23 protein-coding genes are annotated in these 21,760 nt (G+C 72.2%); 11 read left to right on the top strand and 12 right to left on the bottom strand.

Annotated features, from left to right (window positions below; genetic code table 11):
* The first annotated feature begins 418 nt into the window (after positions 1-418).
* Complete coding sequence (locus BMW88_RS37070; RefSeq protein WP_177221597.1) at positions 419-2,044, top strand: GMC oxidoreductase; 1,626 nt, start codon at positions 419-421, stop codon at positions 2,042-2,044.
* A gap of 28 nt (positions 2,045-2,072) precedes the next feature.
* Here BMW88_RS37070 and BMW88_RS37065 read toward each other — a convergent pair whose 3' ends face one another.
* Genes BMW88_RS37065 through BMW88_RS37055 form a run of 3 tightly spaced genes read right to left on the bottom strand, consistent with a single transcriptional unit; the run spans position 2,073 to position 4,003 of the window.
* Positions 2,073-2,552, bottom strand: coding sequence for a carboxymuconolactone decarboxylase family protein (locus BMW88_RS37065; protein ID WP_089960567.1), 480 nt, complete (start codon positions 2,550-2,552; stop codon positions 2,073-2,075).
* On the bottom strand, positions 2,549-3,628 hold the full coding sequence (locus tag BMW88_RS37060) for an NAD(P)H-dependent amine dehydrogenase family protein (RefSeq protein WP_089960565.1): 1,080 nt from the start codon (positions 3,626-3,628) through the stop codon (positions 2,549-2,551). The genes BMW88_RS37065 and BMW88_RS37060 overlap by 4 nt, the downstream gene beginning before the upstream one ends.
* Positions 3,629-3,637: 9 nt before the next feature.
* A complete protein-coding gene (locus BMW88_RS37055; RefSeq protein ID WP_089960562.1) occupies positions 3,638-4,003 on the bottom strand; it encodes a hypothetical protein in 366 nt (121 codons plus the stop codon).
* Positions 4,004-4,131: 128 nt separating this feature from the next.
* On the opposite strand from BMW88_RS37055, the gene BMW88_RS37050 reads away from it, so the two are divergent.
* Positions 4,132-5,661 (top strand): glycosyltransferase family 39 protein, encoded by a 1,530-nt coding sequence (locus BMW88_RS37050; RefSeq protein ID WP_245778319.1) that lies wholly within the window; start codon positions 4,132-4,134, stop codon positions 5,659-5,661.
* Positions 5,662-5,688: 27 nt separating this feature from the next.
* Here the strand turns inward: BMW88_RS37050 and BMW88_RS37045 are convergent, their stop codons facing one another.
* Positions 5,689-6,309: a TetR/AcrR family transcriptional regulator gene (locus BMW88_RS37045; protein WP_177221596.1), complete on the bottom strand. Its 621-nt coding sequence runs from the start codon at positions 6,307-6,309 to the stop codon at positions 5,689-5,691.
* A 5-nt stretch (positions 6,310-6,314) separates the two neighbouring features.
* Complete coding sequence (locus BMW88_RS37040; RefSeq protein ID WP_089960553.1) at positions 6,315-7,607, bottom strand: MFS transporter; 1,293 nt, start codon at positions 7,605-7,607, stop codon at positions 6,315-6,317.
* Between the two features lie 62 nt (positions 7,608-7,669).
* On the opposite strand from BMW88_RS37040, the gene BMW88_RS37035 reads away from it, so the two are divergent.
* From BMW88_RS37035 to BMW88_RS37020, 4 genes are all read left to right on the top strand, one after another.
* Positions 7,670-8,452 carry an SDR family oxidoreductase gene (locus BMW88_RS37035; RefSeq protein ID WP_089960549.1) on the top strand — a complete coding sequence of 261 codons (783 nt, stop codon included), beginning with the start codon at positions 7,670-7,672 and terminating at the stop codon, positions 8,450-8,452.
* Between the two features lie 197 nt (positions 8,453-8,649).
* Positions 8,650-9,561 (top strand): bile acid:sodium symporter, encoded by a 912-nt coding sequence (locus BMW88_RS37030; RefSeq protein WP_089960547.1) that lies wholly within the window; start codon positions 8,650-8,652, stop codon positions 9,559-9,561.
* A 19-nt stretch (positions 9,562-9,580) separates the two neighbouring features.
* Positions 9,581-9,898 carry a Cd(II)/Pb(II)-sensing metalloregulatory transcriptional regulator CmtR gene (gene cmtR, locus BMW88_RS37025; protein ID WP_089960545.1) on the top strand — a complete coding sequence of 106 codons (318 nt, stop codon included), beginning with the start codon at positions 9,581-9,583 and terminating at the stop codon, positions 9,896-9,898.
* Entirely contained in the window at positions 9,891-10,517 is a 627-nt protein-coding gene (locus tag BMW88_RS37020) for a cation efflux transmembrane domain-containing protein (RefSeq protein WP_089960543.1), read from the top strand. The genes cmtR and BMW88_RS37020 overlap by 8 nt, the downstream gene beginning before the upstream one ends.
* A gap of 41 nt (positions 10,518-10,558) precedes the next feature.
* Here the strand turns inward: BMW88_RS37020 and BMW88_RS37015 are convergent, their stop codons facing one another.
* A complete protein-coding gene (locus tag BMW88_RS37015) occupies positions 10,559-10,939 on the bottom strand; it encodes a hypothetical protein (protein WP_089960541.1) in 381 nt (126 codons plus the stop codon).
* Positions 10,932-11,312, bottom strand: coding sequence for a hypothetical protein (locus BMW88_RS37010; protein WP_089960537.1), 381 nt, complete (start codon positions 11,310-11,312; stop codon positions 10,932-10,934). The genes BMW88_RS37015 and BMW88_RS37010 overlap by 8 nt, the downstream gene beginning before the upstream one ends.
* A gap of 148 nt (positions 11,313-11,460) precedes the next feature.
* On the opposite strand from BMW88_RS37010, the gene BMW88_RS37005 reads away from it, so the two are divergent.
* Positions 11,461-11,931, top strand: coding sequence for a GNAT family N-acetyltransferase (locus BMW88_RS37005; protein ID WP_245778318.1), 471 nt, complete (start codon positions 11,461-11,463; stop codon positions 11,929-11,931).
* A gap of 8 nt (positions 11,932-11,939) precedes the next feature.
* Here BMW88_RS37005 and BMW88_RS37000 read toward each other — a convergent pair whose 3' ends face one another.
* Together BMW88_RS37000 and BMW88_RS36995 are read right to left on the bottom strand one after the other, a co-directional pair.
* Positions 11,940-12,656, bottom strand: coding sequence for an anti-sigma factor (locus BMW88_RS37000; RefSeq protein WP_089960535.1), 717 nt, complete (start codon positions 12,654-12,656; stop codon positions 11,940-11,942).
* Positions 12,653-13,255 carry a sigma-70 family RNA polymerase sigma factor gene (locus tag BMW88_RS36995; RefSeq protein ID WP_089960532.1) on the bottom strand — a complete coding sequence of 201 codons (603 nt, stop codon included), beginning with the start codon at positions 13,253-13,255 and terminating at the stop codon, positions 12,653-12,655. The genes BMW88_RS37000 and BMW88_RS36995 overlap by 4 nt, the downstream gene beginning before the upstream one ends.
* Positions 13,256-13,432: 177 nt before the next feature.
* Between BMW88_RS36995 and BMW88_RS36990 the strand changes: the two genes are divergently transcribed.
* Positions 13,433-14,338 (top strand): S1 family peptidase, encoded by a 906-nt coding sequence (locus BMW88_RS36990; protein WP_089960528.1) that lies wholly within the window; start codon positions 13,433-13,435, stop codon positions 14,336-14,338.
* A 227-nt stretch (positions 14,339-14,565) separates the two neighbouring features.
* Here BMW88_RS36990 and BMW88_RS36985 read toward each other — a convergent pair whose 3' ends face one another.
* Together BMW88_RS36985 and BMW88_RS36980 are read right to left on the bottom strand one after the other, a co-directional pair.
* Positions 14,566-16,191 (bottom strand): long-chain fatty acid--CoA ligase, encoded by a 1,626-nt coding sequence (locus BMW88_RS36985; protein ID WP_089960525.1) that lies wholly within the window; start codon positions 16,189-16,191, stop codon positions 14,566-14,568.
* Positions 16,192-16,295: 104 nt separating this feature from the next.
* Positions 16,296-17,144, bottom strand: a complete 849-nt coding sequence (locus tag BMW88_RS36980) for a LysR family transcriptional regulator (RefSeq protein ID WP_089960522.1) — start codon at positions 17,142-17,144, stop codon at positions 16,296-16,298.
* 69 nt (positions 17,145-17,213) lie between these two features.
* Here BMW88_RS36980 and BMW88_RS36975 point away from each other — a divergent pair, with 69 nt between their 5' ends.
* The 3 genes from BMW88_RS36975 (at position 17,214) to BMW88_RS36965 (ending at position 21,360) form a co-directional block, all read left to right on the top strand.
* Positions 17,214-18,074 carry an EamA family transporter gene (locus BMW88_RS36975; RefSeq protein WP_245778316.1) on the top strand — a complete coding sequence of 287 codons (861 nt, stop codon included), beginning with the start codon at positions 17,214-17,216 and terminating at the stop codon, positions 18,072-18,074.
* A 26-nt stretch (positions 18,075-18,100) separates the two neighbouring features.
* Positions 18,101-20,101 (top strand): neutral/alkaline ceramidase, encoded by a 2,001-nt coding sequence (locus BMW88_RS36970; protein ID WP_089960651.1) that lies wholly within the window; start codon positions 18,101-18,103, stop codon positions 20,099-20,101.
* A 323-nt stretch (positions 20,102-20,424) separates the two neighbouring features.
* Positions 20,425-21,360 carry an alpha/beta hydrolase gene (locus tag BMW88_RS36965; protein ID WP_089960516.1) on the top strand — a complete coding sequence of 312 codons (936 nt, stop codon included), beginning with the start codon at positions 20,425-20,427 and terminating at the stop codon, positions 21,358-21,360.
* On the opposite strand, the gene BMW88_RS36960 is transcribed toward BMW88_RS36965, so the two are convergent.
* The gene (locus BMW88_RS36960) at positions 21,357-21,755 is read right to left on the bottom strand and encodes a hypothetical protein (protein WP_089960514.1); all 399 of its coding nucleotides are present in this window, start codon (positions 21,753-21,755) and stop codon (positions 21,357-21,359) included. The genes BMW88_RS36965 and BMW88_RS36960 overlap by 4 nt on opposite strands.
* Between the last annotated feature and the right edge of the window lie 5 nt (positions 21,756-21,760).

The following is a 21,760-nucleotide window of genomic DNA, read 5'->3' as shown; positions in this document are numbered from 1 at the left end:
GCGTAGCGCGACATGCGCCGTTCGCCGACGATGGCGGCTCGCGACCGAGGTTGCGGCCTGCCGCGGTTCGCCCATCACCGGTTCGCCCATCACCGGGGTGCCAACCGTGTCGCACGACGTGCCGGCGGGCATGCCGAGCCGGTGTGGGCCGGAACGTCTGCCGAGGACGGTGCCCCGTCCGGTCCGTCGACAGGCGAATCCACAAAGGACTGAAGCTCTCGTCGAAAGAGCTGTCACCGCTCACGGGGCCGTCCGGGTCGTGCTCAGCGGTCCAGATGGCCCCTCCGGGTGTGCCGGGCCGCGCTGCCGGGGTCGTCACCTGTGCCGCTCCGAGGCTGAACCGGAACGGCCGGGTAGTGACTTGACCTGCCTTCGCAGGTATAACTTGTTCTCATGCGCTGATAGTGAGGAAGATCACATGGAGCACACAACGACGTGTGGCAACGGTTTACCGGGTCCCTCTCGACGCACGTTCATCACTGGAACAGGTTCTATTATTGGCGCTGTCGCCCTCGGTGCCGCGGCCCCGGCGGCGCGAGCGGCCACGCCCATCGCCGATGCGGCCGTCGTCCCGGCCCTGGTCATCGGCACCGGCTACGGCGGTTCGGTCGCGGCGCTGCGGCTGGCCCAGGCGGGCGTCGACGTCCACATGGTCGAGATGGGCATGGCGTGGGACACCCCCGGCGCCGACGGCAAGGTCTTCGCCAACACGACCAACCCCGACCAGCGGTCCTTCTGGTTGCGCACGAGGACCAAGCAGCCGCTGAGCAACTTCCTGGGGTTCCCGATCGACCGGGCGGTCCCCCGGTACACCGGCGTCCTCGACGCCGAGGACTTCGCCGGCATCACCGTCTACCAGGGACGCGGGGTCGGTGGCGGGTCGCTCGTCAACGGCGGCATGGCGGTCATGCCCCGGCGTGAGCTGTTCGGCGAGGTGCTGCCGACGGTCAACCCCGACGAGATGTACGGCAACTACTACCCGCGCGCCAACTCCGAGCTCGGTGCCGGGCTGGTCGACCCGGACTGGTTCGACACCACCGAGGCCTACCAGTACGCCAGGGTGGGCCGCAAGCACGCGCAGCGGTCCGGCTTCCCGCACGTCTTCGTGCCGACCGTGTACGACTGGGACTACATGGAGCAGGAGGCGGCGGGGACCGTCCCGAAGTCGGCGCTGGCGGGGGAGATCCTCTACGGCAACAACCACGGCAAGAAGTCGCTGCAGAAGACCTACCTCGCGAAGGTCAGGGCGACCGGCCGCGTCACGATCTCGCCGCTGCACCGGGTCGTCTCGGTCGCGCCGGCCTCGGGCGGGTACGCGGTCACGATGGAGCAGCTCAACACCACCGGGGACGTCGTCGCCACCAAGCAGGTCACCGCGGCCAAGGTGTTCTTCGCGGCCGGCAGCGTCGGCACGAGCAAGCTGCTGGTGAGGTTGAAGGCCACCGGGGCGCTGCCGAACCTGAACGGCGAGGTCGGCAAGGGCTGGGGCGACAACGGCAACGTGATGTGCGGCCGCGCCAACCACCTGTGGGACCCGACCGGCCGGCTGCAGTCGTCCATCCCGACCCTGGGCATCGACAACTGGGCTGCGGGCGGCGCGTTCGCGGAGGTGGCCCCGCTGCCGACCGGGATCGAGACCTACGCGTCGTTCTACCTGTCCATCACGAAGACGCCGAACCGCGCCCAGTTCACCTGGAACGCCGCCGCGGGCAAGGTCGAGCTGAGCTGGCAGACGGCGTGGAAGCAGGTGTCGATCAACGCCGCGAAGAGCATCTTCGACAGGATCAACGCGAAGGAGGGGACGATCTACCGGACCGACCTCTTCGGCGCCTACAAGATCTGGGGCGACCACCTCACGTACCACCCGCTCGGGGGCGCGGTGCTCGGCAAGGCCACCGACAACCACGGGCGCCTGCACGGCCATCCCGGTCTGTACGTGATCGACGGGTCGCTGATCCCCGGCACCACCGTCGTGAACCCGTTCGTCACGATCACCGCGCTGGCCGAGCGGAACATCGAGCGGATCATCGCCACCGACCTCTGAGGACGGTCCGCGGTGGACCGCCCGGCGGTCAGATCTTCGGCAGCACGCACATCGCGTCGAGTCCCAGCACGCGGTTCAGCCTGCCGAACGCGAGCCACGCCCCGATGCTCATGGTCAGCTCCACGATCTCCACCTGGCTGTAGTGCGCGGCCATGCGGGACCAGAACTCCTCGTCGAGACCGTGGTGATCCAGTGCGTACCGCTCGGCGTACTCGGCGGCCAGCCGCGCGCGGTCGTCGAGGGCGTCGGTGGTGCGCCACCGGGTCACCGCGTCGGGGAAGTCGTCCTCGACCTTCCGCCCGTCCCGTTCGGTGCGCCAGTCGAGGCAGAACAGGCACCCGTTGATCTGGGCGATCCGCAGGCGGGCCGCCTCGAACTCGCGCAGCCCCAGCGTGGTGTGCTGGTACACCGCGAGGGACATGGCCGCCGCGGCGGTGCCGATGCCCGGCACCATCTCGCCCCACACGTAGCCGATGGGGTCCTTGCCCTCGGGGATGTCGATGTTCACCGCGGGCTCCTTCCGAGCTTGCCGATCGCGGGCCGCAACGGGACGTCGAGCGCGTCGTAGAGGCCGGGCTCCGCCGCGGCGAGCCAGTCGATGGCGTTGACGAGCCGGCCGGCCGCGGTCGCGTTGCCGCCGGCGGAACGGTTCTCGCCCTCGTCGTCGGCCTCGACCGAGACCTCGATGCGCGGGCGGCCCTCGATGATCACCTTGTGCGCGCCGTCGCCGGACGGCGGCAACGGCCAGTCCGTCGCGCACGAAGCGTGGATGCGCGTGACGTGTTCGACGACGATCAGCGGCTCACCGCCGACGATGCCCTGCACCTCGAACCGGACCGCGCCCTGGGTGCCCGCCCCGAACTCGCCCATCGTCCTGGTCGTCACGGTGTCGTCGAGGGCACGGCGGTCGACGGTCTCGCGGATCTCGTCGACCTCGACGCCGAGCGCTCTGGCCATCAGCCGGATCTGGCCGCCCCACACCATCGTCGGCACCGCCGGCATGAGCATGGGCGCCTGGTAGTCGAGCGGCTGCCCGAACCCGATCAGCCACCGCACCGCGTCGGGCTGGTCGTAGGTGGAGTAGTCGAAGATCTCCTGGCAGCGGACCGCGTCGATCCGGCTGCCCAGTCCGCTGATCAGCAACGGCAGCACGTCGTTGCCCCAGCCGGGGTCGACGCCGGAGACGAAGAGGGAGCCGCCGCCCTCGGCGACCGCCGCTAGAACCGGTTCCCGTAGTTCCGGCGGAGCGCTGCGGTGGTCGTAGAGCGCGTACAGCGACGGCGTCACGACCACCGCGCCCGCCCGGATGGCCCTGGTGATGTCGGCGAGGGCGTCGTCGGGCCGGACGTCGCCGGACGCGGCGTACACCACGGCCCGCGGGCTCGCGGCCAGCACCGCGCCGATGTCGGTGGTGGCCGCGATTCCGAGCTCGTGCTCCAGTCCGGCGAGATCACCCGCGTCCCGGCCGGCCTTCTCCTGGTCGTGGACGACCACGGCCGTCAGCTTCAGTGCCGGATGGGCTTCGACGGCCCGGATGGCGGCGCGCCCGACGTTCCCCGTTCCCCACACCGCTGTGGCGATCATGCCGGTAGCCTAACTAGAACACGTTTCAGTTTTCAAGGCTCCATCCGGCGAGTTCGGCTCAGGTGTGCGGGCACAGCCCGGAGAGCTGTCCGCCGGCCAGCCCGTGTCGGCGGTGAACCGCAGCCGGACGTGCCGGACGGTGTTCCCGGCAGCGCGACCGTGGCGGAGCTGCCTGTCACCGCGTCGAACACGTACCCGCTCGCGGGCACGTCGGTCGCTCGCGAACAGCGCACGCCAGAACTTCGCCAGGTCACCGGCGGTGGTGTGGATGCCGCCGTCACCGTTCGCGAGCTCGACCTCGCCCGCGCGGTCGACGTGGACCACACCGGAGAACCCGGTCTCCACGGCGATCCGGTCCACCTCTTCCCACGACATCGGCGCAGGCCAACCCTGGTCCACGGCGCGGAGAAGCCGTTTTCACCCCGATGGCGTGACAACCGATTCGGCGGGCATCCCGTTCCCGGAACATGGGGCTCGTCCGCATCCGTGGGAGGACCGCCCGGTTGTCACCCGCCACCGCGTCGCCGCGCACCGCCCCCGAGGTCCCGCCACCGGTGGCGGGCCGGGGGAGGCGGTGGCTGTTCGCGCTGACCGCGGTCGTGCTGCTCGCCCAGATGGCGATCGCGATGGTCACCACGGCCGTCGAGCAGACCCCGACGGTCGACGAGCCCGTCTACGTGGGCGCCGCCGCGGTCTACCCGGGGGAGCACGACCTCCGGTACAACCGGGAGCACCCGCCGCTGGGCAAGCTGGTCGTGGCGGCCGGGCTGGCGTTCGCGGACGTGCGCTTCGCCGAGGACTTCACCGGCGACCAGACGGCGTTCGGCAGGCACGTGCTGTACGAGTCGGGCAACGACCCCGGGAAGCTGCTCCTGCTGGCCAGGTTGCCGGTCATCGTCCTCACGCTGGTGTTCGGGCTCGTGGTCCTCCTGTTCGCCCGCGACCTCACCGGCACCGCGGGCGGGCTCGTGGCGCTCGCCCTGTACGCGTTCTCACCGGACCTCATCGCGCACGGATCGCTGGCCACGCTCGACGTGCCCGCGGCCGGGTTCGCGCTGACGTCGGCCTGGCTCGTGCGGCGGGCCAGGGGCAACCCCCGCTACCTGCCGCTCGCGGGGCTCGCCCTGGGCGCGGCTCTCGCGACGAAGGTGAACACCCTCGCCGTGGTCCCGGTGGTGGTGTTCCTGGCCTGGCACGCCGGTCGCCGCGGCAGGCCCGTGGTCCTGATGGCGTTGACCGCGGTCGCCGTGGTGTGGGCGTCCTATGCCGCCGTGCACCCGTCGCTGCCGTTCGCCGAGCTGTACCTGGAGGGAGTGCGCCTGCAGCTCGGCTTGGAGGACCGGGTCTGGGGCGGGTACCTCTTCGGCACCCACTACGAGGGATCGCGGTGGTACTACCTGCCGGCCGCGCTGCTGGTGAAGACACCGCTGGGCGCGCTCGTGCTCTGGGCGGCCGGAGTGGCCGTCATGCTCAGCCGGTTGCGCCAGGAAGCGCTGTACGTGCTTTTGCCGGCGGCCGTGCTCCTGGCCGTGGCCATGACGGGCAACCGCGACCTCGGTGTGCGGTACGCGATCTTCGTGCCGATGTTCCTGGCGGTCGCGGCGGCGAGTGTCGTGCTCGTGCGCCGGCGCTGGGCGTTCGTGGCCGTGGCGCTGGTCGCGGTCAGTTCGCTGCGGACTTTCCCGTACTACCTGCCGTACTCCAACGAGGCTTTCGGCGGCACGGCGAAGACCCACCTGCACCTGCACGACTCGAACGTGGACTGGGGCCAGGACCTGGGCAGGCTGGCGCAACGGCTCGAACGCCACCGCGGCGAGCGCATCTGGTTCGTCCACAAAGGAGCCGGAGTGCCGGAGCACTACGGCATCCACGCCGAGGACCCGCGCGAGGTGCCGCCGGAGCGGGTGCGCGGGGTGCTCGTCGTGTCCGACACCGCGATCGCCAAGGCCGACGACCGCCTCAAGGCGTTGCTCGCCGGCAGCACGCCGGTCGACCGGGTCGGCCACTCGATCACGATCTTCCGCAGGCCGTAGCCCGGCCAGGTGTGATGTCCACGGACATCACACCTGGCCGGTGTCCCAGACGTCGGCCAGGTTGCGGTCGAACATGGTCGCGATCGACACCAGTGCGGCGTCGAGGTCGACGTTGTCCGGGTCGACGAGCTTCTGCAGGTGGATGCCGAGGAGCGCGCCGTTCAGCGCCACGGCCGCGGAACGCTCCTGCCCGGCCGCCCGCTCGGGGTCGGCGCCCTCGGGGCGCCTGAGGCGCAGGAGGACCTCGATGCCCTCGCGCCGCCGCGAGAAGAACTCCCGGTACTGCTCCTGCACGACCCCGCGCTCGCCGAGGGCCTCGACCAGGATCATGAACACCAGCGCCGAGCTGCCCGAGCGCAGGAAGCCGGCGGTCTCGGTGAACACCTCGGCGAGCGACGGGACCGACCGGTAGCGCTCGGCGGGCCAGGTCCGTTCGATCACGCGCTCGACCACGGCCATCACGAGGCCGTCCTTGTTCTTGAAGTGCCACGGGATCGAGCCGCGGCTGATGCCGGACCGCTTGGCGATGTCCACGAAGGACGTGCGGTCGACCCCGCGCTCGGCGAAGAGCTCTTCCGCCGCGTCCAGGATGCGGCGCCGGCTCTCGTCACCGATCTCGTCGATCCGGCGCTGTCCCGGGGAGTTCACGGCGGTCATCGTAGATCGCCCGCGCGCGCGAAGTCGCGGACCACGTGCCGCGCGGCGAAGACCAGGACGATCCCGGCGAGGACCGCGGACACCGGCGCGACGACGGCGATCGCCGTCCGCTGACCCCACAACGACTCGGCCACCTCGGTGACCAGCGCGCCACCGAGCCCGCCGACGAGCGCCACGAAGACGCCGGTCAGCCCGAACGCCGTCGCGCGGACGTGCTCCGGCGTCACCGCGGCCACGACCAGGCTGAGCGGGATGATCGCCGCGAAGGTCATGCCCTGGGTGACCGTCCCGACGACGACGTAGGTGGCGACGTCCGGCGCGTGCGCCTGCACGGCGAACCCGATGCCCAGCAAGGGGAGCGCCACCGCCGCCAGGTGGACGCACGCCCGTGGGCTGCGCCGGAACAAGCGGTCGCTGAGCGCGCCGCCGAGCGCCGCGCCGGCCAGTCCGCCCACCGCGCACACGGACGTGATCACACCACGGGCCGCGGCACCCTGCCCGAGGTCGTCCCCGAGGACGGCGCTGAGGAAGGTCGGCACCGTCGTCACGCACACCCCGAACGCGCTGAGCGCGATGACCACCAGCACGACCGTGCGGATCTTCACGAGGCTCGCCAGCGCACCTCGCGGTGACGGGACCGACCGCGCCCGCGCCGGTTCGGGCAGGCGCAACGCGGCCACGCCGAGCAGCAGCGCCGGTACCGCGAGGAACGCGAACGCCCACCGCCACGGCTCGTGCTCCTCCGGGACCAGCGCCGCGAAGGCGGCCGCGAGCAGCGGCCCCGTCACGATGCCCAGGGGCTGGCCGGCGCGGTGCAGGCCGAGCACCCGGCCGTGGCCCGCAGGCGGGTAGGCGTCGACCAGCAGCGCGGACTGGACAGGTCCCTCGTTGGCCTTGCCGATGCCCGCGAGGACGCGGATCGCGACCGCCTGCCAGACGTGCTGGACCAGTCCGAGCAGCGCCGCCGCCGCGGCCCAGACGAGCGTGCACACGCCCGCGACGGTGGTGCGCCGGTGCCGGTCGCCCAGCAGGCCGAGGGGGAGCGCGGCGACGGCCACCATCAGCCCGGCCAGCGCGCCGATCACGGCGACCGCCCCGGTGCTGATGCCGAGCGAGTCGCGGATCTCCGGCGCGAAGACGACGAGCAGCACGTTGTCGACGCTGTCGAGGAGCTGGAGGCCCACCAGGACCCCGAGCGTGGCGCGGCCGCCCGCGGACACCACCTGGCGGAAGGTCAGCGGAGCCCGGGTTTTCGCCGCCAAGAGTTCTTCGTCCGGCAGAAGAGGCATGCCGACCAGGCTACTGTGTCAGTCAGCATAGTGTCATCAGGCCAACATAGAGAGGTGGTCCCATGCGGGACTGGACGGGATCGGTCGCCTTCATCACCGGCGGCGCGCAGGGCATCGGGCTGGGCATCGCCCGCGCGTTGGCCAAGCGGGGCGTGACCCTCGTGCTGGCCGACGTCGACGAGGCCGCGCTGGCCCGCAGCGCCGAGGAGCTGGCGCGGGAGGTGGTCGTCAGGACGTACGGCCTGGACGTGCGCGACCGCGACGCGTTCGCGAAGGCCGCCGAGGAGGTGGAGAGCGAACTGGGTCCTGTCGACCTGCTGTTCAACAACGCCGGCATCGTGCCGTACGCCGCCGCACGTGAGCTGAGCTACGACAAGTGGGACCTCGCCCTGGGCGTGAACCTCAACGGCGTGATCAACGGCGTCCAGACGTTCCTGCCGCGCATGCTGGAGCGGAGGGCGGGCTACATCGTGAACACCGCGTCGGGCGCCGGGCTCGTGCCCGACGCGGGCGTGCTGTACGTGACGACCAAGTTCGCGGTGGTGGGGCTGTCCGAGTCGCTGCGGCAGGCCGTGGCGGGCCACGGCGTCGACGTCAGCGTGCTGTGCCCCGGCCCGGTCGACACCGGCATCGTCGGCAACACGCGGTCGTGGGGCGAGGACGTGGCGGTGCCCGCCGGCCTCGTGCCGGCGGTCGAGGCGTTCCTGCGCGGCGGCCCCGGAATCGACGACGTCGGGGAGGTGGTGCTGGCCGGGATGCGGGCGCGCCGGCCGTGGATCTTCACGGGCGACGAGATCCGGCCGCTGCTGGAGGAGAGGATGGCCGCGCTCCTGGCCGCGTTGTGACCGGTTGGGGCGGCACGTGCTCGTTGGCGTGACCGGCCATTCCGGACAGTCGCGTGCGGCGACGGCCGTGGGTCGCGGCGACCTGGCCGTGTGCTCGCCCACACCGTCGCGCCCGGCGCCGTTCGGCGCCGGTCGACGGCGGTTATCGTCCTGACGATCTGATCAGGAGGTCGCTGTTGCCGGGCGTCGTCGCGGGTATGGAACGCCATCAGGTCGCCGTCTACCTCGGCGCGCTGACCGCCGGCGGGGCAGCGGGGTGGGCCGTGCCGGCCGCGGCGCCGTGGCTCGAACACGCCATCAACCCCCTGCTGGCCGTCCTGCTCTACGTCACCTTCCTCCAGGTCCCCGTCGCCGAGCTCGGGCGGTCGCTGCGGGCGGGCCGGTTCCTGGCGGCCGCGCTGGTGGTGAACTTCGCGGTGGTCCCGCTGCTGGTGGCCGCGATGACCGCCGTCCTGCCCGCGGACCGGGCCGTGCGGCTGGGCGTGCTGCTGGTCCTGCTCAGCCCGTGCGTGGACTACGTGATCGTCTTCAGCGGGCTGGCCGGCGGGGACAGCCGGCGCCTGCTCGCGGCGACGCCGCTGCTGCTGATCGCGCAGGTGGTCCTGCTGCCCGGCTACCTGCTGCTCCTCCTCGGGCCCGGTCTCGCGGACGTCGTCGAGCCGGGGCCGTTCGTCCAGGCGTTCGTGGTGCTGGTCGTGCTGCCGCTGGCCCTGGCGTGGCTCACCCAGCGGCGGACCCGGCTCACCGAGGTCATGAGCACGACGATGGTGCCGTTGATGGCCGCGACCCTGTTCGCGGTGGTGGCCTCGCAGGTGCCCCGGCTCGGCGGCGACCTGCCGCAGGTCGCGCGGGTGGTGCCGGTCTACGTGGTCTTCCTGGTGGTGATGGCCTTCGCGGGGCTGGCCGTCGCCCGCGCTTTCCGGCTGGACGTCGCGTCGGGGCGCGCGATCGTGTTCACCGGCGCCACGCGGAACTCGCTGGTCGTGCTGCCCCTGGCGCTGGCGGTGCCCGGCGACCTCGCCGCCGCGGTCGTGGTGACGCAGACGCTGGTGGAGGTCGTCGGCATGGTCGTGTACGTGAAGGTGGTGCCGCGCCTGATCGTTCAGTGAGCGCTGTACAGTTCAGCGCATGCTGACCTGTGAGACGAGGGAGTCGGCGCTCGCCCGGCTCGGCCGCGCGCTGGCCGACCCGACGCGCTGCCGGATCCTCGTGGCGTTGCTCGACGGCCCCGGCTACCCCGCGCGGCTCGCCGAGAAGCTGGAGCTGACCAGGTCGAACGTCTCCAACCACCTGTCGTGCCTGCGGGGCTGCGGCCTGGTCGTGGCCGCCCACCAGGGCAGGCAGGTGCGGTACGAGCTGGCCGACCGGCACCTCCGGCGGGCGCTGGGCGAGCTCCTGGACGTCGTGCTCGCCGTCGAGCCGGGCGTGGAGTGCGTCGATGGGTGACGCCTGCTGCACACCGGTCGTCCCGGACGGGCGCGCGCTGCTGCTCCGGCGCCGCATCCGGCTGCTCGTGGCCGTGACGATCACCTACAACGTCGTCGAGGCGGTCATTGCCCTCGCGGCGGGCTCGGTCGCCGGCTCCACGGCCCTGATCGGCTTCGGCCTCGACTCGGTGATCGAGGTGGCGTCGGCGGCGGCCGTGGCCTGGCAGTTCTCCGGGAGCGACCCGGAGAGGCGCGAACGCACGGCGCTCAAGGTCATCGCGGTGTCGTTCTTCGCGCTGGCGGCGTACGTGGCGGTCGAGTCCGGGTTGTCGCTGGTGCAGGGCGACCGGGCGGGCCACTCGACGGCCGGCATCGTGCTCGCCGCGGTCTCGCTGCTGGTGATGCCGGCCCTGTCCCACGCCCAGCGCAGGGCGGGACGCGAGCTCGGGTCGGCGAGCGCGGTGGCCGACTCGAAGCAGACGTTGCTGTGCACCTACCTGTCCGGTGTGCTGCTGGTGGGACTGGTGGTCAACAGCCTGTTCGGCTGGTGGTGGGCGGACCCGCTGGCGGCTCTCGTGATCGCCGTCGTGGCGGTGCGGGAGGGGCGCGAGGCGTGGCGGGGGCAGCACTGCTGCTGAGCCGGCGCTCGCTCGTCCTCGATCGCGCGGGCGTCAGGCCGTCACGCCGTCCTGCGCAACCACAGCAACCCGAGCACGGGCAGCACGAGCGGGATGAACCCGTAGCCGATGCCGAACGACGACCACACCGTCGCGTCCGGGAACGCCCGCGGCACGAGGAGGCTGACCAGCCCGACCACGACCACCCCGGCCAGCTCGACCCCGCACGCGACGAGCGCCACCCGGTGCGAGCCGCGGGCCAGTGCGACGGTCGCCAGCACGTACACGACGGCGGCCAACGCCGACAGCAGGTACGCCACCGGCGCCTGGTCGAACCGCGTGGCGAGCTGCACCGCGGACCGCGAGGTCGCGGCGAGCGCGAAGATCCCGTAGACGGCGATCAGCATCCGGCCGGGTCCCTGGCGGGTCGCCGCGTCACGCATGCCCGGCCCAGATCTGCCCGAGCCGCACGATCATGACCGGCACGCTGAGGCACGCCACCGCCAGCACGCCGCCGCTCCAGCGGGTGCGCTCGCCCGCAGCCCAGACCACCGCGACCGGGATGATCACGACGGGTCCCGCGAGGTAGCCGGCGAACGACAGCCGGTCGATCTCCCGGTCCAGGCCGAGCATCCGCACGACCCCGATCACGGCCTGCGCCAGCAGACCGGCTTCGAGAACAGCGAGCAGGCCCAGCAGGCCGCGGTTCGCGGTCGTGAGCGGCAGCAGCGCCTGGTCGCGCACGACCAGCACCACCGACCAGGCGGCGCCCGCCAGCGCGAGGACGGTGAGCACCGTCGGCAACACGTCGATCATGAGGCTCGTTTCCGAGGGGACAACTACCGCGGGAAACTAGCAACACGGGGGCGGCGGAGACGTGCTGGGGTTCCCGCTCAGGTGGCCGTCCGGTTTACCGGTGAACTGGGTCTTCCGAGAGGCCACTTGCGCGACGAGCATCGTCGTCGTGACGACTCAGCACACCACCGCCAGCACCGCCAGCACCGTCGGCACCAGCACCGTCACCGAGCTGACCGGCGACGACACCGCGCTGGCCTACGACGCGCTCCGCGAGCTCCGCCCGCACCTGGCCTCCGTCGACGAGTTCGTCGAGCTGGTGCGCGTCCAGCGGCGGGAGGGCTACCGGCTCGCCGCCTCGTTCGGCGCGGACGGCCGGGTCGCCGCGGTGGCGGGGTTCCGGCGGATCACCAACCTCCACGCCGGACCGCACCTCCACGTCGACGACCTGAGCACGCTGCCGTCCGCCCGCAGGCAGGGCCACGCCGCCGCCCTGCTGCGCTGGGTCGACGAGGAGGCCCGCCGGCTCGGCTGCGCGGGGGTCCACCTGGACTCGGGGACCCAGCGCCACGGCGCCCACCGGCTCTACCTCGGCGCCGGGTACGTCATCCCGGCGTTCCACTTCTCCAAGGCCCTCTGACCCACCCGTCAGGTCAGCGCGATCACCACCACGGGATCGCTGGTCGGGTCCTGCGACCCGCCCGCGGGTTCGACGGTGAGCGCGGCCTTCTGGGCGCCCGACACGCCGTCCGTGACGTGCGGCGCCGTGGGGGAGGCGAGCACCCCGGCGCCGCGAGGACCGTGGGCGTCGATCAGCCACAGCTGGTAGACGCGGTCGCCGGGCAGCGCAGGCAGGTCCCTGCTGAGGAACAGCAGCTCGTCGCGGCTGGGGGAGACGACCGCGGTGCCGGTGGCGCCGCCGGCACCGGTGGCGGTGACGAGCCGGGCGTCCGGTGTGGACAGCAGGTCGGAGAACCTGCCGTACTGGCTGGACAGCTGCGCCAGCCGGTCGTCGTCGGAACCCGTGCGCTGCACCGTCACGAAGGCGACGGCGACCAGGCACGCCGCGGCGAGCAGCCCGCCCGCGCGGCCCCAGCCACGCGCGCGGGGCAGCCGCGGGGTGTGCGGGGAGAGCTGCCGGGTCTCGGCCGCGGCGGCGAGCACCCGTGCGCGCAGCTGGGGTGGCGGCGCGAACTCGACCGCCAGGCCCAGGCGGGTGGCCGTGGCCGTGAGCTCGGCGACCTCCGTCGCGCAGCTCTCACAGCGGAGGAGGTGCGTCTCGAACGCCGCGCGTTCGGTGTCGGTCAACGCGTTCACGGCGTAGGCGCCGGTGAGCGTGTGCAGGTCCGCTGAGGTGGTTCTCATCCGGTCACCCCCATGCAGTCGCGGAGCCGGATCAGGCCGTCGCGCATCCTCGTCTTCACCGTGCCGAGCGGGATGCCCAGCAGGCTCGCGACCTCCGGGTACGAGTACCCCTGGTAGTAGGCGAGCAGCACGGACTCGCGCTGCAGGCCGGTCAGGAAGCTCAGGCAGCGGCGCACCTGCCGTTGCTCGAGCCGGCCGGAGACCTGTTCGCTCACCTCGTCGAACGGCCGGGCGGGGTCGAGCCGCGCCACGTGCTCCTCGCGGTGGGTCGCCGCCTGCGCGGACCGGACCCGGTCGACGGCGCGCCGGTGCGTCATCGTCATGATCCAGGTGTTGGCGCTGCCCCTGCCGGGGTCGAACCTGGTCGCGGTCCGCCACACCTCGAGCATCACCTCCTGGAAGACCTCCTCCGACTGCGCCTGGTCCCGCAGGACGCGCCTGATCAGGCCGAACACCGCGCCGGACACGACGTCGTAGAGGCGCTCGAACGCGGCCTCGTCGCCTCGTGCCACCAGGGCCAGCAGGTCGTCGGCCGTCGGCTCTGCGGTGGGCCCGGCGTCGGGCGGAAGGCTCTGCAGCGACCGCTCGCGCTTCGGCATCTCGGGGTCCTCTCCTGGAGCGTTGACTCCTGACGTTCGGAGCGGGAGCGCCGTTGGATCGGTCGGGATCGCACCCGTTGCGGTGAACCCGCCTCAACCGAGCCGGCTCGCCGCACGTACACCCGGACAGGAGCGGAACTCAGCCGGCTCGACCGCGACAGCACGAGAGGGCACCACATGGGCGCGCACCACCAGGACGGCCGCAGGAGCAGGGTGATCGCGGCGGCGGTCGGGCTGCTGGCGGCGGCGATCACCGCCACGACCTTCACCGCGAGCCAGGCGGCGCAGGACGAGCGCACGTCGTCCGCCGACGCCACCGCCGTGCTGCGGCAGAAGGCCTCGGCACCGGGCACCGCCTGGGCCGTCGACCCGGCGACCGACGAGGTCCTGGTCACGGCGGACGGCACGGTGACAGGTGCGCGCTGGGACACCCTGGTGGACACGGTGGAGGCGATGGGATCCGGAGTGCGGTTGCAGCGCGCTCCCGGCACGTTCCGCCTGTTCGCCGAAGGCGGTGACGCCATCTTCGCGGGCCGCAACCGCTGCTCGCTCGGCTTCAACGTCGTCACCGGCGACGGGCGCCCCGGCTTCCTCACCGCGGGCCACTGCACGGCCGCCGGACGGCAGTTCTCGCTCGCCGCCGGTGGCAGGCCCGCGGCCACCGTGACCGAGTCGACGTTCCCCGGCAACGGCGACTTCGCGCTGCTCACCTACAACGACCGCGGCGCCGATGCGCCCAGCGAGGTCGACACCGGCAACGGCCGCACCGTGCGCATCGAGCGCGCGGCGGAAGCACAGGTCGGCAGGCAGGTGCAGCGGATGGGCAGCACCACCGGACTGCGCTCCGGACGCGTCACCGGCCTGAACGCCACGGTGAACTACCCGGAGGGCACGGTGACCGGGCTGATCCAGACGACCGTCTGCGCGGAGGGCGGTGACAGCGGCGGACCGCTGTTCGCCCGCAACGGCGACGCGCTCGGGCTGACCTCGGGCGGCAGCGGCGACTGCCGCGGTGGCGGGGTGACGTTCTTCCAGCCGGTCACGGACGCGCTGGAGGCCGTGGGCGCCCGCATCGGCGACTAGGCCGCCGTTGCCCCCGGTTCCGGCGCGGGCTTGGGGGCGGCATCGCCGCGGCACCCGAATACGTCCGGTACGACAGGCGTTGCGGCGGCACCGCCCCCGGAACTCTCGTGCGTGACTTTCGTCGAATGGACTCCCGGGACACGCCTTGGGCCACCGCCACCGCCACCGCCACCCCCGCTCCGGCGCGGGCGCGGGCTTCGGCGGCGGCACCCGCTCCGGCGCAGACGTCAGTTCCAGGCCTGGGCGACACGCGCCGAAGCCCGCAGTTCGGTCTTCGAGAGCTTGCCGGTGCCCGTCTTGGGCAGCGCGGTCATGAAGACGACCTCGTCGGGCAGCCACCACTTGGCCACCATCGGCGTGATGTGCCGCAGGAGCTCCTCGCCCGTGGCGGTGCTGCCGTCGCGCAGGACGACGTAGGCGACGGGCCGCTCCACCCACCGCGGGTCCGGGCGGGCGATCACGGCGGCCTCGACGACGTCGGGGTGCGAGACGAGGGCGGCCTCCAGCTCGACCGAGGAGATCCACTCGCCCCCCGACTTGATCAGGTCCTTCATCCGGTCCACGAGCCGCAGGTAGCCGTCGCCGTCGATGGTGGCGAGGTCGCCGGTGCGCAGCCAGCCGTCGGTGGTGAAGCGGTCGTCCGCGTCCACCTGGAAGTAGCCGCCCGCCACCCAGGGCCCCGCCACCTGCAGCTCGCCGACCGCCCGGCCGTCGCGCGGCAGCTCCTCGCCCGTCTCGACGTCGGCGATCCGCAGGGTCACGAGCGGCAGGGGCTGGCCCTGGGAGGCCCGCACGGCGACCCGGTGCTCGGCGGAGGCGTCCCGGTGCTGGGTGCGGGTGCCGCCGATGGTCCCGACCGGGCTGATCTCCGTCATCCCCCAGGAGTGGGTGATGGGCACGCCGAGCGCGGCGCGGTAGGTCTCGGACAGCGCCGGGGCGATCGCGGAGCCACCGCCGAGCAGGAACCGGGTGGCGCCGAGGTCGTGGGAGCGCAGGCCGGGCACGAGGCTCGTCCACACCGTCGGCACGGCGCCGGCGACGGTGACCCGCTCGGACTCCATCAACCGCAGCAGGTGGTCCGGTTCCGCGGACGGGCCGGGGAGGACCAGCGAGGCGCCCGCCATCATCGCGCCGTAGGGCAGACCCCAGGCGTTGGCGTGGAACATGGGCACGATCGGCATGACGACGTCGCTCTCGCTGAGACCGATGAAACCGGCCGCGAGCGTTCCCAGGCAGTGCAGGACCGTCGAGCGGTGGCTGTAGAGCACGCCCTTGGGCGGTCCGGTCGTGCCGGAGGTGTAGCACAGCCCCGAGGCGAGGTTCTCCTCCGCGAGCGTGAACGAGTCCTCGAACGAGCCCGCGAACGGATCGGCGGCGGCGACCAGCTCGTCGTAGTCCAGGACGCGGGGGTCGGCCGGGATCTCCGCGCCGCTGTCGTCGGGCAGCACCACCCAGTGCCGCACCCGCGGCATCCGGGCGGCGCTCGGCCAGATCCGGGGGAACAGCCCCCGGTCGACGAAGACCACGTCGTCCCCGGCGTGGTTGACGACGTACTCGAGGTGCTCGGCGGAGAGCCGGATGTTGATCGAGTGCAGCACCCGCTTCGTGACCGGCACCGCGAGGTACAGCTCGAGGTGGCGCCGGGTGTTGGTGGCGAACGTGGCGACGCGGGCGCCTGCCGGGACGCCGAGGGAGTCGAGCGCGGTGGCGAGGCGCCGGGTCTGCCCGGCCACGCCGGCGAAGGTGACCCTCTCGACGCCGGCCGTGACGACCTGCTTGTGCGCGTAGAGCCGCTCGGCCCGCTCCAGGACGTGCGCGATGGTGAGCGGCCGAGGCTGCATGAGCCCGTCCATGACTTCGGTCCCCCTTCGGTGTGCCCTCAGTCACCGTAAGTGCGCTCCCGGACGGGCAGGAGGGGAGAACCTTCCACTCATTCGCCTGCTCCGGAGGCGTTTCCTCACACTCGATAGGCGTCGCACGCGAGCGTGATCAGGTCGTTCAGGTGCTGCGGCGGCTGGTCCTTCCACCACGCGAGCCACACGGCGATCGGCGGCGCGTCCACCACGGCGCGGTAGGCCACGCCGGGGCGCGGGTTGAGGCTCGCGGTGGCCTCCGACGTCATGCCGACGGCCTGGCCCGCCGCGATCAGGGTGAGCCACTCGTCGACGCTGCGCGTGTTGCGTACGACGGCGGGCGCCGTGCCCGGCTGCCAGAGGTCCAGCGTGGTCGTCCCGGTGCGGTCGTCCACCGCCAGCGAGTACCGGGTGAGGTCGGCGAGTCGCAGCGAACGCTTGCGCGCCAACGGGTTGTCCGTCGCGACCACGCCGTAGCGCCGTTCGGTGCCGAGCAGCGCCGTCTCGAACCGCGGGTCGTCGAGAGCCTTGCGCACGACCGCGACGTCGGCCGCGCCGTCCGCGAGGCCCGCGGTGGGCGTGTTCGACTGGACGAACACCAGCGGCAGGCCGGGGTGCGCCGCGGCCCAGGCCTTCTGCACCCGCCGGGTGTGCTTGCCCAGCGCCGCCCAGGCGTAGCCGATCCGCAGCTCGGTCAGCGACTGCGCGGCGATCCGGTGCAGGTGCGCGACCTCGTCCAGCACCCGCCGGGCGGTCGCGAGCACCTGGGTGCCCACCGCGGTGAGCGCGACGTGGCGGGTCGACCGTTGCAGCAGGCGCACGCCCAGCGCGGCCTCCAGCCCGGCGACCGAGCGCGACACCGACGCCTGGGTCAGCCCCAGTTCCCTTGCCGCGTCGGTGAACGTGCCCGCGTCCACGACCGCGACGAACGCGCGCACCTGCCGGAGATCCATGCGTTCAGCGTATGACTGTCGCGGCTCATGCATTTCTCGTATCGATCCCGGGATCGCAGGCTGGGCCGCGTGAAGAGCATCGGTGGATTCGCGACGATCACCGCGAGCGCGGCCAGCAACCAGCTCGGCGCCGCCGTGGGCGCCCACGCGTTCGGCGCCATCGGCCCGGCCGGTGTCGTGGCGGTGCGCCAATTCGTGGCCGCCGCGGTGTTGCTGCCGGTGGCCCGGCCGGACCCGCGCACGTTCACCAGGGCGCAGTGGTGGCCGACGATCGCGCTGGGCCTGGTGTTCGCCACCATGAACCTCAGCCTCTACGTGGCGATCGACCGCATCGGCCTCGGTCTCGCCGTCACGCTGGAGGTCCTCGGGCCGCTCGGCGTCGCGCTGGCCGGTTCGCGCGGCCGGCGGGACGTCCTGTTCGTGCTGCTCGCGGCCGTGGGGGTGTACGTGCTGGTGCTGCCGGGTCCCAGCAGCGACTACCTCGGGGTCGGGCTCGGCCTGCTCGCGGCGGCGTGCTGGGCCGCGTACATCCTGCTCAACCGGCTGGTAGGCGCGCGGCTGCCCGGTCTGCAAGCGCCCGCGGTGGCCACGGCGATGTCGGCGGTGCTCTACGTCCCGGTGGCCGTGCTGCTGGTGCTGCACGGGAAACTGACCGGCACGGCGATCCTGTACGCGATCGGCGCGGGCGTGTTCTGCAGCGTCGTCCCGTATGCCGTCGACGTCATCGCGCTGCGGAAGGTGCCCGCGCGCCTGTTCGGGCTGGCCATGAGCGTGCACCCGGTGCTCGCGGCACTGGCCGGGCTGGTGGTGCTCGGCGAGCGGCTCGAGCTCCACCACTGGGCGGGAATCTCGCTCGTCGTCACGGCGAACGCACTCGCAGTCACTTGCTCTCAGTGGTCTGGGTCACCTACCGTTCGTCCTGAAATGTGAATCCAATTCACTTAGCGGGGGTGTCGATGCGGACCACAGTCTTGACGGTCGTTGCCGCGCTGGCCGGTGCGGTGCTGGTCAGCGGTCCGTTCGCCTGGGCGGAACCCGAGCCCTACCTCGTCGGCCGCGGCATCTCCGACGTCACCGGCCCGGCCGCCGAGAACGGCATGATGGGCTACTCGAAGTTCGACCAGAAGACGACGGGCATCCACCAGCGGCTGCGGTCACGGGCCTACGTCGTCGTCGACCGCGAGACGAACAAGCGGGTCGCCTACGTCAACGCCGACCTCGCGATGATCTTCCGCGCGGTCCAGGAGGGCGTCCTGGACAAGCTGCGGGCCAGGTACGGCACCACCTACACGCGCGAGAACCTGCTGCTCTCGGCCACGCACACGCACAGCGGCCCCGGCGGCTACTCGCACAACCTCGCCTACAACCTCTCGATCCTCGGCATGCAGCCGCAGGCGCTGGCCGCGGTGGTCGACGGCATCACCGAGTCGGTCGTCGAAGCGCACGAGGACCTCGCGCCCGGTTCGATCAGCCTCGGCTTCGGCGAGCTCACCAACGCGAGCGTCAACCGGTCGCGCGCCGCGTTCGACCGCAACCCGGACAGGGGGTTCTTCCCGCAGGGCATCGACCCGCAGATGACCGTGCTGAAGTTCCGGCGGTCGGGGGCCGACGTCGGCGCGATCAGCTGGTTCGCCACGCACAACACCTCGGTCACCAACGCCAACACGCTGATCACGCCGGACAACAAGGGCTACGCCGCCTACCAGTGGGAGCACGACGACGAAGGCGTGCGCTACCTGGACGACGCGCCCGGCTTCGTCGCGGCGTTCCCGAACACCAACGCGGGCGACATGTCGCCGAACCTCAACCTGAAACCCGGTTCCGGTCCCACCGAGGACGAGTGGGAGAACGCCCGCCTCATCGGCGAGCGGCAGAACCGCAAGGCGCAGGAGGTCTACCGCGGTCCGCAGGCCGAGGTCTCGGGCGGCGTCGACCACCGGATGCGGTTCGTGGACATGTCGACCGTGCAGGTCGACGGCCGCTACACCACCGACGGCAAGCCCGGCACGACCTGCTCCGGTGTCGTCGGCGCGTCGACGATCGCGGGCAGCGTCGAGGACGGTCCGGCCATCCCCGGCTTCTCCGAGGGCATGCAGTCGCCGCTGAAGAAGCTCTTCGAGCCCCTCGGCGTGGAGGTGCCGCAATGGCTGCGGGACTGCCAGTTTCCCAAGGCCTCCCTGGTGCCGACGGGCCTGGTCGCCGCGACGCCGAACGTCCTGCCGCTGCAGCTCGTCCGGATCGGGCAGCTGCACCTCGTCGCCGTGCCGGGGGAGGTCACGATCACCGCGGGCCTGCGCATCCGCAGGTCGGTGGCGCAGGAGCTGGGCGTGCCGGTGCGGAACGTGCTGATCCAGGGCTACGCCAACGACTACAGCCAGTACGTCACCACGCCGGAGGAGTACGACTCGCAGCAGTACGAGGGCGGCTCCACGCTGTTCGGCCGCAACACCACGCCCGCCTACCAGCAGGAGTTCGGCAAGCTCGCGGCATCGATGCGGACCGGGTCCGCGCTGCCCGCCGGTCCCACGCCGGGCAAGCCGCCGTTCACCGACATCAACCTGCAGACCGGCGTCGTGCTCGACGACAAGCCCGCGGACAAGAAGTACGGCGACGTGGTCTCGTCGCCCAAGTCGTCCTACGCGCGCGGTGAGACCGTCACGGCCGTGTTCGTCACCGGGCACCCCAAGAACAACCTGCATCGCAACCACACCTTCCTGGAGGTGCAGCGGCAGGTGAACGGTCAGTGGGTGCGCGTCGCCGACGACGGCGACTGGTCCACGCGCTACCGGTGGGAACGGGTCGGCATCGCCTTCTCGAACGCCACGACCACCTGGCAGATCCCGGCGGACACCCCCGCGGGGACCTACCGGATCGTGCACCACGGAGACGAGAAGAGCGGCTGGACCGGCAAGATCACGGGCTTCACCGGGGCGACGGCCGGCTTCACCGTCAGCTGATGATCCCGGCACCCGCCGCGGTGGTGAGGCCAGGGTCGAAGGCGGTCGCGGGCGTGCCAGCGCCGGGCTCGCCTTCGCCCCATGGCGAGTCGCGCCGCCGGCCAGCCGGCCGGTGGCGAAGCGGCGCACCGGCCGCGATCACGGCCGCCCTCGGTGAGGCCTTGGAGCGGCGCGGGAGGCTCGGCTCGTGGCAGGGTTGGTCGCGGGCTGCTTCGAGGGGGCGGTCGAGCTATTCCCGGGCATGATGAGTCCGTGATTACATTGTGCACGATTTAATCGTGTACTAGCTTTATGGCAGCACCCCGGACCGCCAGGAGGAAGCCATGAAGCGCCCAGTTCTCGAGCCCGCCGCCGCCGAGTTCGCCGCCGCCACCGCGAAGCCGCCGTTCCTGTTCGAGCTCACGCCGGACGAGGGCCGCAAGGCCGTCGACGAGGCGCAGTCGGGCGAGGTCGACAAGCCCGCGATCGACGAGCAGTGGGTGGAGCTCGACGGCTTCAGGGTCCGCGTGGTCAAGCCGGCCGGTGCCACCGGGCAGCTCCCGGTCATCCTCTACATCCACGGCGCGGGCTGGGTGTTCGGCAACGCCCACACACACGACCGCCTGGTGCGCGAGCTGGCCGTCGGCGCGGGTGCCGCGGTGGTGTTCCCCGAGTACTCGCTCTCGCCGGAGGCCCGCTACCCGGTCGCCATCGACCAGAACTACGCCACCGCGCGGTGGATCGTCACCGACGGCGAGGAGCACGGCCTCGACGCATCGCGCATCGCGGTCGCCGGTGACTCGGTCGGCGGCAACATGGCCGCGGCTCTCACCCTGCAGGCCAAGGAACGCGGTGACGTCCCGCTCAAGGCCCAGGTGCTCTTCTACCCGGTGACCGACGCGAACTTCGACACCGACTCGTACCTGCAGTTCGCCGAGGGGTACTTCCTGCGCCGCGACGGCATGCAGTGGTTCTGGGACCAGTACACGACGAACCCGCTGGAGCGCGCCGAGATCACCGCGTCGCCGCTGCGCGCCACCAGGGAGCAGCTCGAAGGGCTGCCGCAGGCGCTGGTGATCACCGCGGAGGCCGACGTGCTGCGCGACGAGGGCGAGGCCTACGCCGACAAGCTGCGCGAGGCCGGCGTGCCCGTCACCGCCGTCCGCTACGCGGGCGCCATCCACGACTTCGTGATGCTCAACGCGTTGCGCGGCACGCACGCCGCCGAGGCCGCGATCACCCAGGCCACCGGCTTCCTCCGCGCGGCCCTGGGCGACTAACCGCGCCGGGTCCCGGTGACGTGGAACGGCGTGCCCTGCTGGCAGGTCGTCGTCGCACCGGGCTCGGCCCTCCCGCTCACCTCCACCACGGCGCCGGCCACCGCGATCGCGGGGTCGGCGCCGAGCAGCAGGTACTGGGCGGTGCCGGTGGCGAGCAGGAGGCAGCCGGACTCGGCGCCCGCCGACACCGTGCCCCGCACCGTCGTCTCGCCCTGGCCCGGCACCCGTGACGGCGTCGTGGTGAGCGCAGCGGAGGAAGGCGGCAGCGGCGCGGGTGCGGACGTGCCAGGAGGTGCGACGGGCAGCTGAGTGCCCGACGCGGGACCTTGTGGCGGTGCTTGATCGGCACAGCTCGTCAGGACCAGGCACAACACCACGGCTGCCAACCCGCGCATCTCAC

Source organism: Lentzea xinjiangensis, assembly GCF_900110955.1.
In the GTDB taxonomy this organism is placed as follows: Bacteria; Actinomycetota; Actinomycetes; order Mycobacteriales; family Pseudonocardiaceae; genus Lentzea; species Lentzea xinjiangensis.
This window is presented reverse-complemented; position numbering and strand designations above follow the sequence as displayed.

Excerpts from the sequence above, each read along its gene's own strand:
- BMW88_RS37070 (WP_177221597.1), top strand. The coding sequence starts at position 419 with ATGGAGCACACAACGACGTGTGGCAACGGTTTACCGGGTCCCTCTCGA.
- BMW88_RS37060 (WP_089960565.1), bottom strand. The coding sequence starts at position 3,628 with ATGATCGCCACAGCGGTGTGGGGAACGGGGAACGTCGGGCGCGCCGCC.
- BMW88_RS37055 (WP_089960562.1), bottom strand. The coding sequence starts at position 4,003 with ATGTCGTGGGAAGAGGTGGACCGGATCGCCGTGGAGACCGGGTTCTCC.
- BMW88_RS37040 (WP_089960553.1), bottom strand. The coding sequence starts at position 7,607 with ATGCCTCTTCTGCCGGACGAAGAACTCTTGGCGGCGAAAACCCGGGCT.
- BMW88_RS37035 (WP_089960549.1), top strand. The coding sequence starts at position 7,670 with ATGCGGGACTGGACGGGATCGGTCGCCTTCATCACCGGCGGCGCGCAG.
- BMW88_RS37030 (WP_089960547.1), top strand. The coding sequence starts at position 8,650 with ATGGAACGCCATCAGGTCGCCGTCTACCTCGGCGCGCTGACCGCCGGC.
- cmtR (WP_089960545.1), top strand. The coding sequence starts at position 9,581 with ATGCTGACCTGTGAGACGAGGGAGTCGGCGCTCGCCCGGCTCGGCCGC.
- BMW88_RS37020 (WP_089960543.1), top strand. The coding sequence starts at position 9,891 with ATGGGTGACGCCTGCTGCACACCGGTCGTCCCGGACGGGCGCGCGCTG.
- BMW88_RS37015 (WP_089960541.1), bottom strand. The coding sequence starts at position 10,939 with ATGCGTGACGCGGCGACCCGCCAGGGACCCGGCCGGATGCTGATCGCC.
- BMW88_RS37010 (WP_089960537.1), bottom strand. The coding sequence starts at position 11,312 with ATGATCGACGTGTTGCCGACGGTGCTCACCGTCCTCGCGCTGGCGGGC.
- BMW88_RS37000 (WP_089960535.1), bottom strand. The coding sequence starts at position 12,656 with ATGAGAACCACCTCAGCGGACCTGCACACGCTCACCGGCGCCTACGCC.
- BMW88_RS36995 (WP_089960532.1), bottom strand. The coding sequence starts at position 13,255 with ATGCCGAAGCGCGAGCGGTCGCTGCAGAGCCTTCCGCCCGACGCCGGG.
- BMW88_RS36990 (WP_089960528.1), top strand. The coding sequence starts at position 13,433 with ATGGGCGCGCACCACCAGGACGGCCGCAGGAGCAGGGTGATCGCGGCG.
- BMW88_RS36985 (WP_089960525.1), bottom strand. The coding sequence starts at position 16,191 with ATGGACGGGCTCATGCAGCCTCGGCCGCTCACCATCGCGCACGTCCTG.
- BMW88_RS36980 (WP_089960522.1), bottom strand. The coding sequence starts at position 17,144 with ATGGATCTCCGGCAGGTGCGCGCGTTCGTCGCGGTCGTGGACGCGGGC.
- BMW88_RS36970 (WP_089960651.1), top strand. The coding sequence starts at position 18,101 with ATGCGGACCACAGTCTTGACGGTCGTTGCCGCGCTGGCCGGTGCGGTG.
- BMW88_RS36965 (WP_089960516.1), top strand. The coding sequence starts at position 20,425 with ATGAAGCGCCCAGTTCTCGAGCCCGCCGCCGCCGAGTTCGCCGCCGCC.
- BMW88_RS36960 (WP_089960514.1), bottom strand. The coding sequence starts at position 21,755 with ATGCGCGGGTTGGCAGCCGTGGTGTTGTGCCTGGTCCTGACGAGCTGT.